The sequence below is a fragment of the Bacillus sp. SA1-12 genome (assembly GCF_000981385.1).
In the GTDB taxonomy this organism is placed as follows: domain Bacteria; phylum Bacillota; class Bacilli; order Bacillales; family Bacillaceae; genus Metabacillus.
This window is the reverse complement of sequence record NZ_LATZ01000028.1, coordinates 1-14567: the sequence shown is the minus strand read 5'-3', so window position 1 is coordinate 14567 and position 14567 is coordinate 1. Positions and strand designations below refer to the sequence as shown.

At 36.9% G+C, this 14567-nt stretch carries 15 protein-coding genes, 2 tRNA genes, 1 rRNA gene and 1 pseudogene; 5 read left to right on the top strand and 14 right to left on the bottom strand.

Translation table 11 applies throughout. The annotated features are described in order from the left end of the window. The first annotated feature begins 1 nt into the window (after position 1). Positions 2-433 (top strand): annotated as a pseudogene (locus tag WQ54_RS15180) (ImmA/IrrE family metallo-endopeptidase). 224 nt (positions 434-657) lie between these two features. Continuing rightward, entirely contained in the window at positions 658-1860 is a 1203-nt protein-coding gene (locus WQ54_RS15175; protein WP_046517914.1) for a tyrosine-type recombinase/integrase, read from the top strand. A gap of 71 nt (positions 1861-1931) precedes the next feature. Here the strand turns inward: WQ54_RS15175 and groL are convergent, their stop codons facing one another. Together groL and groES are read right to left on the bottom strand one after the other, a co-directional pair. After that, on the bottom strand, positions 1932-3569 hold the full coding sequence (gene groL, locus WQ54_RS15170) for a chaperonin GroEL (RefSeq protein ID WP_046517912.1): 1638 nt from the start codon (positions 3567-3569) through the stop codon (positions 1932-1934). Between the two features lie 58 nt (positions 3570-3627). Then, complete coding sequence (gene groES / locus WQ54_RS15165) at positions 3628-3912, bottom strand: co-chaperone GroES (protein WP_046517910.1); 285 nt, start codon at positions 3910-3912, stop codon at positions 3628-3630. A gap of 290 nt (positions 3913-4202) precedes the next feature. Here groES and WQ54_RS15160 point away from each other — a divergent pair, with 290 nt between their 5' ends. Next, positions 4203-4937, top strand: coding sequence for a CPBP family intramembrane glutamic endopeptidase (locus WQ54_RS15160; RefSeq protein WP_046517907.1), 735 nt, complete (start codon positions 4203-4205; stop codon positions 4935-4937). Beyond that, a complete protein-coding gene (locus WQ54_RS15155; protein WP_046517905.1) occupies positions 4934-5137 on the top strand; it encodes a YdiK family protein in 204 nt (67 codons plus the stop codon). The genes WQ54_RS15160 and WQ54_RS15155 overlap by 4 nt, the downstream gene beginning before the upstream one ends. A gap of 16 nt (positions 5138-5153) precedes the next feature. On the opposite strand, the gene tatC is transcribed toward WQ54_RS15155, so the two are convergent. From tatC to moaC, 4 genes are all read right to left on the bottom strand, one after another. Then, the gene (gene tatC, locus WQ54_RS15150) at positions 5154-5903 is read right to left on the bottom strand and encodes a twin-arginine translocase subunit TatC (RefSeq protein ID WP_046517902.1); all 750 of its coding nucleotides are present in this window, start codon (positions 5901-5903) and stop codon (positions 5154-5156) included. Between the two features lie 17 nt (positions 5904-5920). Then, the gene (locus WQ54_RS15145) at positions 5921-6133 is read right to left on the bottom strand and encodes a twin-arginine translocase TatA/TatE family subunit (protein ID WP_046517900.1); all 213 of its coding nucleotides are present in this window, start codon (positions 6131-6133) and stop codon (positions 5921-5923) included. 17 nt (positions 6134-6150) lie between these two features. Beyond that, on the bottom strand, positions 6151-6801 hold the full coding sequence (locus tag WQ54_RS15140; protein WP_046517891.1) for a redox-sensing transcriptional repressor Rex: 651 nt from the start codon (positions 6799-6801) through the stop codon (positions 6151-6153). 221 nt (positions 6802-7022) lie between these two features. Then, complete coding sequence (gene moaC, locus WQ54_RS15135; protein ID WP_046517888.1) at positions 7023-7511, bottom strand: cyclic pyranopterin monophosphate synthase MoaC; 489 nt, start codon at positions 7509-7511, stop codon at positions 7023-7025. A gap of 231 nt (positions 7512-7742) precedes the next feature. Here moaC and WQ54_RS15130 point away from each other — a divergent pair, with 231 nt between their 5' ends. After that, positions 7743-9680: an ABC-F family ATP-binding cassette domain-containing protein gene (locus tag WQ54_RS15130; RefSeq protein ID WP_046517885.1), complete on the top strand. Its 1938-nt coding sequence runs from the start codon at positions 7743-7745 to the stop codon at positions 9678-9680. 331 nt (positions 9681-10011) lie between these two features. On the opposite strand, the gene tsaD is transcribed toward WQ54_RS15130, so the two are convergent. The 8 genes from tsaD to rrf all read right to left on the bottom strand — a co-directional run bounded on the left by tsaD (position 10012) and on the right by rrf (position 14298). Beyond that, positions 10012-11034 carry a tRNA (adenosine(37)-N6)-threonylcarbamoyltransferase complex transferase subunit TsaD gene (tsaD, locus tag WQ54_RS15125; RefSeq protein ID WP_046517884.1) on the bottom strand — a complete coding sequence of 341 codons (1023 nt, stop codon included), beginning with the start codon at positions 11032-11034 and terminating at the stop codon, positions 10012-10014. Then, positions 11031-11483 (bottom strand): ribosomal protein S18-alanine N-acetyltransferase, encoded by a 453-nt coding sequence (gene rimI, locus WQ54_RS15120; RefSeq protein ID WP_046517881.1) that lies wholly within the window; start codon positions 11481-11483, stop codon positions 11031-11033. The genes tsaD and rimI overlap by 4 nt, the downstream gene beginning before the upstream one ends. 13 nt (positions 11484-11496) lie before the next feature. Continuing rightward, positions 11497-12186, bottom strand: coding sequence for a tRNA (adenosine(37)-N6)-threonylcarbamoyltransferase complex dimerization subunit type 1 TsaB (tsaB, locus tag WQ54_RS15115; protein ID WP_046517879.1), 690 nt, complete (start codon positions 12184-12186; stop codon positions 11497-11499). Next, on the bottom strand, positions 12167-12640 hold the full coding sequence (gene tsaE, locus WQ54_RS15110) for a tRNA (adenosine(37)-N6)-threonylcarbamoyltransferase complex ATPase subunit type 1 TsaE (protein ID WP_046517877.1): 474 nt from the start codon (positions 12638-12640) through the stop codon (positions 12167-12169). The genes tsaB and tsaE overlap by 20 nt, the downstream gene beginning before the upstream one ends. A 15-nt stretch (positions 12641-12655) precedes the next feature. Then, the gene (gene thiL, locus WQ54_RS15105) at positions 12656-13639 is read right to left on the bottom strand and encodes a thiamine-phosphate kinase (protein ID WP_046517874.1); all 984 of its coding nucleotides are present in this window, start codon (positions 13637-13639) and stop codon (positions 12656-12658) included. A gap of 356 nt (positions 13640-13995) precedes the next feature. Further along, a tRNA-Asp gene (locus WQ54_RS15100) sits at positions 13996-14072 on the bottom strand. A gap of 2 nt (positions 14073-14074) precedes the next feature. After that, positions 14075-14151, bottom strand: a tRNA-Met gene (locus WQ54_RS15095). A 31-nt stretch (positions 14152-14182) separates the two neighbouring features. After that, positions 14183-14298: ribosomal RNA gene (gene rrf / locus WQ54_RS15090) — 5S ribosomal RNA — on the bottom strand. Positions 14299-14567: the final 269 nt, after the last annotated feature.

The following is a 14567-nucleotide window of genomic DNA, read 5'->3' as shown; positions in this document are numbered from 1 at the left end:
AATGGCATCAATTAGAGATAAAACTAATGAGCTGATTAAAAAGCATAAAACTAACAATCCATTTGAAATCGCAAGGTCTAAGGGGATTGAAATAGAATATGCTGATCTTGGCAATACTTTAGGTTTTTACTTTCATGACAGCCGTATAAAGTTTATAAACATCAATTAATTTTTAGATGAACATTTACAAAGATTTGTCTGTGCTCACGAATTAGGACATGCTATTTTACATCCACGATCAAACACCCCCTTCTTAAGGGCAAATACCTTCTTTTCAGTCGAGAAGATTGAGGTTGAAGCAAATTCATTTGCTATAGAGTTACTTCTTCCAGATGAGCAACTTTATAAATATAAAAATACCAATCTATCTATATTTGAAATTTTCGAGATGAACGGGATTCCAAAGGAGTTATCACATCTCAAAAAATTTTAATATTTTAATAGTGATATTTACGCATTTCATTATAACCACGCTTGTTTATTGCGTTTTTTTATTCGAGAGGTTTTACCCCCATTCAATACATATTTAAGTAACAAAGAAGGAAATTTGTAATGGTTTATTTACAGTAGAATAGAAGCATTCTACCCTGTCTTATTAAGATGGGGCTTAATTTAACACTAAAATCGAACGTATATTCCTGAAAATGAGGTGATTATATGGCATCTTTCCAAAAATATAAAACTAAGACTGGAGAAAAGTGGTTATTTAAGACTTATACCGGTATTGATCCCCTTACAGGAAAGCCAAAATCAACAACTCGACGAGGGTTTAAAACGAAAAAAGAAGCACAAAGAGCAGCTGCAGAAATGGAAAAAGAAATTTTTGAAGGAAAATTTATTGGTGAAAACAGCAAACTCTTTAAGGATTTTGTTGTAGAATGGTTAGAAATTTATAAAGAACAACGAAAAGTTAAACCAGGAACTATCCGAATTAGACAACACGAAATAAATAATCTTCTCCCCTATTTTTCAAATATTAAGCTACAAGATATATCCAGGCACCAGTTCCAGAGAGCTATTAACGATTTAAAATCTAAATTTGCAGAAAGGACATTAGAGGGCATATTTGCAACTAGTAAAATGATCTTTAGTAAAGCCAAAGAGCTAGAGTATATAAAAAAGGATCCAACTGAATATGCTTATATTCCAAGAGACAAAGAAACAGTTGAAGATTTAGAAAATGAAATAATTATTCCTAACTTCATGGAAAAAGAAGAATTGGCATTATTCTTAAATACAGCAAGGGATAAGGGATTGGAATTAGACTTTGAAATGTTCGTTACTTTAGCTTATACAGGAATAAGGGTGGGTGAACTTTGCGCTTTAAAGGAAAACGATATAAAAGTATCAGAAGGATTTTTATTATCAATAACAAAGACTTATTATAATCCTGGTAATAACATTAAAAAATATGCTATTGTTCCACCAAAAACAAAATCATCGCGAAGAACCATCGATATTGACGAATTAGTATATGCTTGCTTAAATCGAGTCATATTGAGAAATAAAGAAATGAAGTTAGCATTAGGAAAAGATTATCATGATCAAGGTTTTATTTTTGTTAATAATGAGAAAACTCCAGGATACCCAATATACCCCAAACTAGTTGGTAATAGGATGAAACGGCTTTTGAGAATTAGTGGCCTTAATACACATTTAACTCCACATTCCTTACGTCATACACATACGTCTTTATTAGCTGAAGCTGATGTTAGTTTAGAAAGGATTATGGAAAGGTTGGGCCATTCAGATGACGAAATAACGAAAGAAATATATTTACACACTACAAAAGCTGTTAGAAAACAGGACTCCACAAGATTCGGAAATCTAATGAAAAATGTAGTTAATTTTGATAAATAAGGTCAAAAAATGGTCACGACATATAGTCGTGACCATTCAAACCTTGATATATAAAGGTTTTTAGGGGCAGATTACATCATGCCGCCCATTCCACCCATTCCGCCCATGCCGCTCATGTCAGGCATAGCAGCACCAGCTGGTTCTGGCTTGTCAGCGATAACAGCTTCAGTTGTTAAGAACATAGCTGCTACAGAAGCTGCGTTTTGTAGTGCAGAACGAGTAACTTTTGTTGGGTCAACGATACCAGCTTCGATCATGTTTACCCATTGGCCGTTAGCAGCGTTGAAGCCGATGCCAACCTTTTCGTTTTTCAAACGCTCAACGATGACAGAACCTTCAAGTCCTGCATTGTGTGCGATTTGACGAACTGGCTCTTCAAGTGCACGTAAAATGATGTTAACACCTGTTTGAGTGTCGCCTTCTTCTTGAATTGAAGCTACTTTGTTGTATACGTTAACTAGTGCAGTACCACCGCCAGCTACGATACCTTCTTCTACTGCCGCACGAGTAGAGTTAAGAGCATCTTCGATACGAAGTTTGCGTTCTTTTAATTCTGTTTCAGTTGCAGCACCAACTTTGATAACTGCTACACCGCCAGCTAATTTAGCTAGACGCTCTTGTAATTTTTCTTTATCAAATTCAGAAGTTGTTTCTTCTAATTGAACACGGATTTGACCTACACGTGCTGAAATTTGATCAGATGCGCCTGCACCTTCAACAATTGTTGTGTTTTCTTTTGTTACAACAATTTTTGAAGCACGGCCTAATTGTTCAATTGAAGCAGATTTAAGATCTAAACCTAGTTCTTCAGTGATGACTTGGCCGCCAGTTAAGATCGCAATATCTTCTAGCATTGCTTTACGGCGATCACCGAAGCCAGGTGCTTTAACAGCTACTGCATTGAATGTTCCGCGAAGTTTGTTCACTACTAATGTAGCTAAAGCTTCACCTTCAACGTCTTCAGCAATTAATAATAGCGGCTTACCTTGTTGTACAACTTGCTCTAATACAGGTAAGATTTCTTGAATGCTAGTTATTTTTTTATCAGTGATTAATACATATGGATTATCAAGAACTGCTTCCATTTTATCAGAATCAGTTACCATGTATGGAGATGCATAACCACGGTCAAATTGCATACCTTCAACTACTTCTAATTCAGTAGAGAAGCCTTTAGATTCTTCGATTGTGATAACACCATCGTTACCAACGCGCTCCATTGCTTCAGCGATTAATTGACCTACTTCTTCGTCAGCTGAAGAGATAGCTGCAACTTGTGCAATTGACTCTTTGCCTTCGATTGGTTTTGAGATTGCTTGAAGCTCTTCTAATGCAACAGCAACAGCTTTTTCGATTCCTTTACGAACAACCATTGGGTTTGCACCAGCAGTTACGTTCTTTAATCCTTCACGGATCATTGCTTGAGCTAAAACAGTTGCAGTTGTTGTACCGTCACCAGCAACATCATTTGTTTTGCTTGCAACTTCTGCAACCAGCTTAGCACCCATGTTTTCGAATGCATCTTCTAATTCGATTTCTTTTGCAATTGTAACACCGTCATTAGTAATTAAAGGAGAACCGTATTTTTTTTCTAATACTACGTTACGTCCTTTAGGTCCTAATGTTACTTTTACAGCATCTGCTAATGCATCAACACCACGCAGCATTGCACGACGAGCTTCTTCGCTAAATCTAATATCTTTTGCCATTTTCACAAGACCTCCTCAAATTTTTAAATCTTCTATGATATTTGTGTGTTATTAATCCTTAACCAATAACAGCTAAAATGTCGCTTTCACGTAAAATTAAGTATTCAGTACCTTCGTATTTCACTTCAGTACCAGCATATTTTGAGAAGATAATACGATCGCCTTCTGCTACTTCAAGTGCTACTTTTTCTCCGCTATCTAATACACGGCCTGTACCAACAGCAACTACTTTACCTTCTTGCGGCTTTTCTTTCGCACTTTCAGGAAGGACGATACCACTAGCAGTTTTTTCTTCAGATTCTACTAACTCGATAATAACGCGATCACCTAATGGCTTTAACAAGTGAAACAACCTCCTCAAATTCTTTTAAATATGATTATTTTTCCTTTTTATTAGCACTCAGTTCACTTGAGTGCTAACACAATTAATATATTATATAAGATTTCTTTCAATTTCAAGTATGAAGTTAAAAAATTTTTAAAAGAACTTACCTACTAAATTTGGCCATATAGAGAAACGTTCATACATCTTTTAGCACATTCCGCATAGTTATCATACATATGATCGTTAAAAGGTATGTTACAATTAAATTTGATTTATTTTATTACCTTAATCATATGAAGGAGGCCTCTATGAAAAAGCATTATTGGTTTATTTTATTAACATATATGCTCATGCAGCTTTCAGGCGCAATTGGGATCAGTATCTTAAACATTTTACATATAGGCGATACACAAATTGAACGGTTTGCGTATTGGACCATTTTTAGCTTTATGGCTGCCTTTATCATTATTCTGCTTTTATTAAGGAAAGAACGGAAAGATGAGAGCTTGCTTCGCGGGGAACCCTCCTCTGCGGCCGCTTCAGTGGGCTGGGCAATCGGCGGCTTCTTTTTAGCGATTATTGCACAAAGTATTGCGGCGAATATCGAAATAAATGTGTTTGATGTAGATCCTGGGTCTGAAAACACACAAATGATTGTTCGTGTCATTGAGTCAGCACCTTTTGTTATTCTTGTTACATCCATAATCGGCCCTATTTTAGAGGAAATTATTTTTAGGAAGATTATCTTTGGCGTGTTATATAAACGGACGAATTTTATTATTGCAGCATTGATTAGCTCCATTATTTTCTCCCTCTTACACGGTGAACCGGAGCACTTGCTTTTATATGCGTCAATGGGCTTTACCTTTGCTTTTTTATATGTAAAAACAAAACGCATCATTGTGCCTATCTTTGCCCACGTTGCCATGAATACGATGGTTGTAATTGTTCAAACTGTATTCCGTGAGGATATTGAAAACATGATGAAGCAAATGGAGGAACTTCAGAAAGTTCAAGCGATTATTGGAGGCTTTTTAACATGAGAACAAACCCGATTTCTATGGGGATCTTTTATTTAACAATGGGATTAATATTTACGTATTTAGCGATAAATAGTGCAGAAAACGGTATTTTTTCCTTCCCTACAATCCTATTAATGCTAATTGCAACCTTTGATATTGGTGTTGCCATTAGAATGTTTATCTTTACTAGTAAAATGAAAAAAATGAGCAAAAAAAAATGAGACGAATGATTCAGTCTCATTTTTTTGCGTTTTCCTCTTCAAACCTGACCATTTGCACTTTTCTATACGTAATTCTGGAAATCCAAATACTGATTTCATACAAAATAAACAAAGGTATGGAAACCATTAAATGAGACATAAGCTCAGGCGGTGTGATAAGTGCGGCAATGACAAGCAGAACAAAGTAGGCATATTTTCTAAATTTAGATAAAAACATCGGTGTTACAATTCCCAATCTTGTTAAAAACATAATAACAACAGGCAATTGAAACAAAAGTCCAAACGGAATCGTTAATTGCAATAAAAATGTGAAATACTCATGAATTCCGATCACCTGATTGATCTCTAAATCCTGCGAAATTCCCTCCATAAAATCAACGACAAATGGAAACAAGACAAAATAGGAAAAAGAAACACCCGTAAAAAATAGTCCGAGCGACATCGGAATATAACTTAATGTTACTCGTCTCTCCTTCTCATATAAGCCCGGGCTGATAAATGACCATAATTGATACAAAATAACCGGTGATGTAAGGACAAACGCTATAATAAAGGCAAATTTCATATAGACCATCAAAGGGTCTGTTAAATTAAAAGAATTCAATGTTAAATTCTTTGCTTCATCTGTATGCTGTAAGTAAACAATAATCGGCCTTGAAAGAAAAAATCCCCCAATAATCGCTATGAAAAAGAAAACGACAACAATAACAAGTCGTTTTCTAAGCTCTGCAATATGTTCAATGACCGACATTTCATTTTGTTTCATATCGGTTTCATCCTATCTTACTTAACTTCGTCCGTTTTTTCTTTCTTTTTTACATCATCTTCCTCATCATCTGCTAAGCCCTTCGTTGCATTTTTAAATTCCCGTAACGAACTGCCGACCGCTTTACCTAGATCAGGTAATTTTTTCGGGCCAAAAATAAACAATGCAAAAAATGCAATTAACAATAGGCTTCCAATTCCAATGGAGTTAACGAATCCAACTGTTAACATTGATATCTACCTCCTTGTTAAAGTGATTTATCTTCATTTGGATAATGTTTTAAAAAATAAACAAGCGACTGAAGCTCAACCGCTAAATCAATATGATGAATCCGAATGGTATCCGGAACATTTAATCTAGCAGGAGTAAAGTTTAAGATCCCTTTAATCCCTTTGACAATAAGTCTATCCGTAATTGACTGAGCAACAGTTGCAGGTACTGTTAAAATGGCAACAGTAACATCATCAGGCAAATCCTCTTCAAGTCTGTCTAAATGAAAAACAGGAACTCCGCCAATTTCTGTACCAATTTTCTCATCATCTACATCAAATGCAAGAGAAATAACAGTATTATTATTCTTTGTAAAATTATAATGTAAAAAGGCTGTTCCTAAGTTTCCAACACCAATGAGGCAAACTTTCGTCATTTCATCTTGATCCAATGTTTTTCTAAAAAAAGATAACAAATAATTTACATTATAACCATACCCTTTTTTTCCCAGTGCCCCGAAATAGGAAAAATCCCTTCGAATCGTGGCAGAATCAACCTTTACAGCATCACTAAGCTCAGCAGATGAAACGCGCTGCTTGCCTGATGAGTGTAAATTCTTTAAAAAACGATAGTATAAAGGCAATCGCTTAGCAGTTGCCTGCGGAATTTTAGATTGTTCGATATTCACTCTTTATCCCTCACATTCATACAAAACCCCTATGACGCAGAATGCGCCACCATCAAAAAAATGAAGGAAAAATGCCGTTTACCAATGCAACGCGACTTCAATTAGGGGTGAAACCAGCAAGCTCAAAACATGATGATTGAAACTAGCCTTATACTATAAACTTTCGCATAACAGGTCCTGTACATACCCATTAAAGCACTTTATTGAACGTAATTTTTTCATCAAATCTCTTTTCTGAAAAAATCTCCCGTTTTGCCGCCTGTTTTTTCTACTAAATAGGTTTGACCTATAACCATCCCTTTATCCACAGCTTTACACATATCGTAAACAGTAAGTGCTGTAATGCTGGCAGAGGTTAACGCTTCCATTTCAACACCTGTACTCCCTTTTGTTTTAACGGTGGAAGTTATCACCAATTCATGTCCATGTTCACTAACATTCCATGAAAATGCAATGTCTACACCTTTAATAGGAATCGGGTGGCACATAGGGATCATAGAAGATGTTTGCTTAGCTGCCATAATACCTGCTACTTGTGCAACGGAAAGAACATCACCTTTTCCGATTTCATGATTGGTAATTTTCTGATAAATTTCTTCAGTCAATCGAATACTCGTCTTAGCTTGTGCAGTTCTGACCGTTGTTTCTTTTGCAGAGATGTCAACCATTCTGGCTCTGCCTTGTTCATTAAAATGGGTAAATTCTGACATATACTTTATCCCCTTATATCTAGACTATACACTATTTTTACTAATCTGTCTGTTTTGTATTTGTGACAATTAGATGCTTTGCCTCTGTCATTTTAACATGAGTTTCTCTCTATAAAAATAATCCGAGGAGGTTTTTTTATCAGATCAATGAGTTTTATCCACTTATGACATCTTTGTTGCCCAAAACCCCTTATTTAAGCTACACTTAAAGCATTAGCAGAGGTGAAAACAATGATATTGTTACAAATAAATCAACTAAGTAAGTATTTTGGTGCAGATCCTATTCTATCGAATATTAAACTTGAGGTACAAACGAGAGATAAAATAGCACTTGTCGGCCGAAATGGTGCTGGTAAATCAACTCTTTTAAAAATAATTGCTGGACAATTATCTCATGATTCAGGAGATATCATAAAACCAAAGGATGTTACAATCGGTTACCTGGCTCAAGATACCGGATTAGAATCTCAATTATCCATATGGGATGAAATGAACTTAGTCTTTAAAGAGCTTCATGATATGGAAAAAGAAATGAGAACAGTAGAGCAAAAAATGGCTACTGTAGATCCTCAAGCAGAATCGCAAAGATTTGAACAGCTATTAAAAGAATACGATAGCTTACAAGTAACATTTAAAGAAAAAGGCGGGTATCAATATGAAGCAGATATTCGTTCTGTTCTACACGGTCTCGGTTTTAGCGAATTTGATCCTGCCACAAAAATATCTTCATTGAGCGGCGGCCAAAAGACTCGTTTAGCACTAGGCAAATTATTATTAACAAGCCCTGATCTTTTAATTTTGGACGAACCGACGAACCATTTGGATATCGAAACCTTAACATGGCTCGAACAATACTTGCAAAACTATTCAGGCGCCATATTAATCGTTTCCCATGATCGATATTTTTTAGACAAAATTGTTTCCCAAGTTTATGAAATTAGTCGTCATACTAGTACAAAATATATTGGTAATTATAGCAGTTATTTAAAACAGAAGGCCGAAAATTATGAAAAAGAGCTTAAAACCTATGAAAGACAACAAGAGGAAGTTGCGAAGCTAAAAGACTTTATTCAACGAAACATTGCAAGGGCATCGACGACAAAGCTTGCACAAAGCAGAAGAAAAAAATTGGATAAAATGAATTTGATGGATCGACCACTTGGCAATGAAAAGTCTGCCAACTTTCAATTTGATATTGAAAGACAAAGTGGAAATGATGTTTTAAAAGCTTCAAATATTTCCGTCTCTTATGATTCAGTCCATCCAGTTATTTCAGATATTTCCTTTTCTATTTCCCGTGGTGACAGCATTGCGTTAGTTGGACCAAACGGAATTGGAAAATCAACCCTTCTTAAGTCCATTGTTGAGAAATTAAATCCGCTGACAGGTACATTTACGTTAGGTTCACATGTGCAAATTGGCTATTATGATCAGCAGCAGGCGGATTTAACCTCAAACAAACGTGTTTTGGACGAGCTTTGGGATGATTATCCACAGAAGACAGAAAAAGAAATTCGTACTGTTTTAGGAAACTTTCTCTTTTCAGGTGATGATGTCTTAAAGCCGGTATCAACTCTAAGCGGTGGAGAAAAAGCTCGACTTGCTTTATCAAAGCTTATGCTGCAAAACGCAAATTTCCTCATTCTTGATGAGCCAACAAACCATCTTGATTTAGATAGTAAAGAAATTCTTGAAAATGCCTTAATTGATTATCCTGGTACCATTCTGTTTGTTTCACATGACCGTTACTTTATTAACAGAATCGCTACAAAAATATTTGAGCTTTCAAGTGACCATCTCAAGGAATACCTAGGGGATTATGACTACTTCCTAACAAAGAAAGAGGAACAGATTGAGCTGGAGAGATTGGAACAAATTCAGAACGATAAACCTACAGTGCAAAGTGGTGCTAAATCTGTTAATGATGGGAAATTGACCTACCAACAAGAGAAAGAACTAAAAAAGCAGGAAAGACAGAAGCAACGCAGAATCGAAGAGATTGAAGAAGAAATTAGTATGTTAGAAGAACAGATTGAAAAAAATGAAGCACTACTCTGCGATCCAGAGATTTATCAAAATCATGAAGAAGTGCAAAGAATTAACTCAGAAAGTGAGCTTCTCAAAACGAAATTAGAAAATTTAATGAATGAGTGGGAAAACTTACACTAAAACAGCAAGAATCATGTCTTGCTGTTTTTTATTTATTCTACAAATTTACTTACACCATTCGACAATCCACAATGTTCTATCGAGCTTTCTTAGGTTTTTATCCACATAATAATTCCTTTATTTCCAACATATCAACAGACTTATACACATTATCCACATTTTTAAACCAATTTAGCCTAGTTATCCACATTCTAAAAATGCTTGATTTGACAGGATTTTTTACTATTTTACACAGTTCTACAATTATCGTGTATATCCTGTGGATAATTGCGATTATCAAACCTTTCACAGCAACTTTTTGGTCATATAAAAAAGCCCTCGTATTGAGAGCTTAATAAGAGGTTAATTCCAGTCCAGGATTAGCATTCAAGGCAAAGTCGCTTCTTTTCCCTTTATCAAATAAAATGCTGCCTGCAGCGGCAATCATTGCGGCATTATCTGTACACAAGGATAATGGCGGAATTACTAATTTCAGTCCTTCTCTTGTGGAAAACTCCTTTTCTAAGGCAGTTCGCAGCCCTTTGTTTGCAGCAACACCTCCAGCTAGGAGCAGCTGTTTCACTTTATACTTATCCACAGCTTGGGATGTTTTTGTTACTAATACATCTATGACACTTGCTTGAAAACTGGCAGCTATATCTTTAGCCTCTAACTGGATTCCCTTCTGCTTCGCATTATGAAGCGTATTAATCACAGCTGACTTAAGGCCGCTAAAGCTAAAATCAAACGAGCCTTCCCCTAACCATGCTCTTGGTAATTCAATAGTAGGCTCTCCCTCATGTGCTAAACGATCGATATGGGGGCCTCCAGGATATGGGAGTCCTAAAGTTCTGGCTACCTTGTCATACGCTTCACCAGCAGCATCATCTAACGTCTCACCGATTACTTCAAAACTGCCATGCTCTTTCATATATACCAGCTCGGTATGTCCTCCAGAGACAACTAAAGCAAGCAACGGAAATTCGAGCTCAGTAATAAGCCGGTTCGCATAAATGTGTCCTGCAATATGGTGAACACCTATCAATGGGAGGTCATGAGCAAACGCCAACGCTTTTGCAGCATTTACTCCAGTTAATAATGCACCAACAAGCCCCGGTCCTTCGGTTACCGCGATCGCAGAAAGATCCTCAAAGCCCAGTTTTGCTTGATTCATCGCCTCCTCAAAAACAATGGTTAATTGCTCAACATGATGTCTTGAGGCAATTTCCGGAACGACTCCTCCAAAACGCTTATGGCTCTCAATTTGAGAGGCTACGACATTCGCTATAATTTCACGACCGTTCTTAACAATGGCGGCTGCTGTTTCATCGCAACTCGTTTCGATCCCTAAAATAAACTGATCTGCTTGATTCATTCTAAATTCACCCACATTACTAAAGCATCTTCTTGATTATCTGTATAATACCTTTTTCTTATTCCACCTGATACAAAACCGACCTTTTTATATAAGGCTTGTGCAATATGATTCGATACTCGTACCTCTAGCGACAGCCGTTTGGCATTCATTTCTTTACTAAGCTGGATCGCAAATCTTATAAGTGCTTCGCCAATCTTTTTCCCGCGATAATCAGGGTGAACGGCTATATTGGTAATTTGTGCATCATCCATAATCACCCATAAGCCACAGTACCCAACTACTTGGTCTTCATATTCAACAACTAAATATTTCGCAAATAAATTTTGCTCGAGCTCATAGTATAAAGATTCCTTAGACCAAGGTGCGGAAAATGAATTAAGCTCGATTTGATAAACCTGTTCAATATCTTCTACTTGCATCTTTCTAATCGAAAACCTATTATCCATATTGTCCACCATCTTATTTTTGCTGTTCTAACCATTTTGCCTCAGCTTCAGCTAATCTAATATAATTCGGAACAAGGGAATGAACATCTATTGCTTCTTTCCTTAAGCCTATAAACCCCAGCTCGCTTGGTCTAGGGTTGTTTATTGACACTTGTCCTATTTGGCCGCGTTCACCAAGCACATCTACAATGGCTTCTTTATGAAGGTTTACGTCATTTCCTAAAAATAATACTTGTTCGTGTTTACTATTCAGCATGTTTAACCAATCAACCAATAATAGATTTTGGTCACTTTCTATTGTTGCTAATCCCTGTTGAGTATATTGATACAATCCGGTGTATACCTGCCCCCTTCTTGCATCAAATATAGGGGAAATGAATCCATTAAAAAATCTGCCATTTGCAGCTAGCACTTCAAGACTGGAAACCCCTGCAATTGGAATTTTGAGAGACCATGCCATCGTTTTAGCAATCGATACACCAATGCGAACTCCAGTATATGACCCTGGGCCAGTTGCAACGACTAATTTATCCAGCTCTTTTGGGCGTACATCACAATCACTTAATAAACGTTCTATTGCTGGCATGGCACGAACAGAATGGTTCTTTTTCAGATTCGTAATATATTCTCCAATTACCTTTTCTTCATCAATTAATGCTATTCCGAGCACATTATTAGTTGTATCAATGGCTAATGCTTTCATCTCGTAACTCCTTACATAGATCAACATAATGAGAACCGTACGGTGTTATAATGATTTTCCTTGTTGAATCATTTATATAATTGATTTTTATATCGAGTCGTTCATTAGGCAACTGGTCTTCGATTAAATGTGCCCATTCTATCACCGAAACGCCCTCACCATGAAAATACTCATCGAAGCCTAAATCCTCATCAGCATCCTCTAATCGGTACACATCCATATGATATAAAGGCAATCTTCCATCCGTATACTCTTTAATAATTGTAAACGTAGGACTGTTTACATTTCTCTTTATCCCTAGTCCTGCAGCTAAAGCCTTTGTAAATGTCGTTTTTCCTGCCCCTAAATCCCCTTCAAGTGTTACGACATCCCGTCTGGTCAGCTTTTCAGATAGCCTTTTTGCAAGGATTGAAGTCTCATCTGCACTTTGTGTAATAAATTCAAATTCTTCCACATTCACTCACCTTACTTATCTTTTGAAATGGTTATATCCCGACTTTTCAAGTTTCATAATACGACCATTTTCCCTTTTCAATAATACGTCAGAATGTTTTGTTGAAACCACGCCAATTTTCGTAATCTTGATCCCTTTCAGATCAAATGCTCTTTTTAATTCAATCCATGATTCTTGTGAGGTTGTTCCCACTAACTCAAAATCTTCGCCGCCGAATAAAATCCAGTTATTGATATCATTGGTTTTTTTCACAAAAAGCAATTCTTCACTAATTGGTAAATCAATTTCATTTATCATGACCCCGACTTGGCTTGCCTCGGCGATTTCATGTAGCTCACTTGCTAATCCATCACTTATATCATTTAAAGATGCTCTATGTAATGTTGAAATAAGTCTTCCTGCTTGAATTTGGGGAGTTGGTCTTTTATGTCGATGAACGAGGTAATTCTGAAAGCTCTTATTTTCCAGTGTTAGTTGGTTTAATAAAACAGCCAACCCTGCCGCAGAGTCACCAATCGTACCTGTAACAAAAACAATGTCCCCATCTCTAGCATGTTTCCGAAGTGTCTCGACATGAGATTCTGCTTCACCAATTACGGTGACGGTGATCACCAGCTTGTCATGAGTAGAGACAGTATCACCGCCGAGCAAATCCAATTGATAAGCTTCAGCAAGCTCTTCCATCCCCTTAAAAATGCCTAATAACTCCTCTTCCCCCCAACCTGAAGGTATGGAGATTGAGACGAGGTAATAACGAGGAATAGCTCCCATTGCAGCTATGTCACTGAGATTAACAGCTAAAGCTTTATATCCAATTTCAGTTGGCGTGGATAAAGATTTTAAGAAGTGGACCCCTTCTACCATGGTGTCAACACAAACAACTTGATTCGTATTGGCAGATGGTTCATAAACAGCCGCATCATCACCTATTCCCACTTTTACATGTTTTTGAAAGAGTTGTTTTGGCTTTAATTTATTTATAAAATCAAATTCATCCATTTCTTTCTCCAGTTCAATTTTTTATTGCTTAGATTATGAAAAAACCTTAGGAATCGTCTCCTAAGGAAGCATCATATTTTCATTTAGCGAATAGTAGTAGTTTATCCAAGTTTTACACATTCTATCGTATCATAGATCGCTTTATATTGGCATTATAAATTTTTAATGGCAATTGCTTGTATGTTTAGCTTTGTTAAGAGTTAATTTTTAATAACTGAGGAGGCTCCTGGATCTCCTAACAATAGATAGCTTCTGCAGCTGATATTAACAGGCTGTTTTTCAATAGCTTATATTTAATAATAGATAAAAAGACATAAAAAAAACGAAACATCAACGTTTCGTTAAAAATCGAAATATGGCGGTCCGGACGGGACTCGAACCCGCGACCTCCTGCGTGACAGGCAGGCATTCTAACCAACTGAACTACCGGACCATTGGTTGCGGAGGCAGGATTTGAACCTGCGACCTTCGGGTTATGAGCCCGACGAGCTACCAGACTGCTCCACCCCGCGACGATAATAATACTACTTATAAAACATAATTACCTGGCAACGTCCTACTCTCACAGGGGGAAACCCCCAACTACCATCGGCGCTGAAGAGCTTAACTTCCGTGTTCGGCATGGGAACGGGTGTGACCTCTTCGCCATCGCCACCAGATAATTAGTTTTCGGCTTCCGATGAACTTCACATTTCTGCGTCATCTCATTCGTCAACATCCTCACGTACAGCTGTACGCTCCGGTGTCTCCTCAATCGATTCCTTGAACTGTTCGTTCCTCGAAACCCTCTTACTTTGTATTTAGTTTGAAGGCATATTCCTTCAAAACTAGATAACGATTATACAATTCATTCACTGAGCTTTTCGCTTTTGTATTAGGTTAAGTCCTCGATCGATTAGTATCAGTCAGCTCCACACGTCACCGCGCT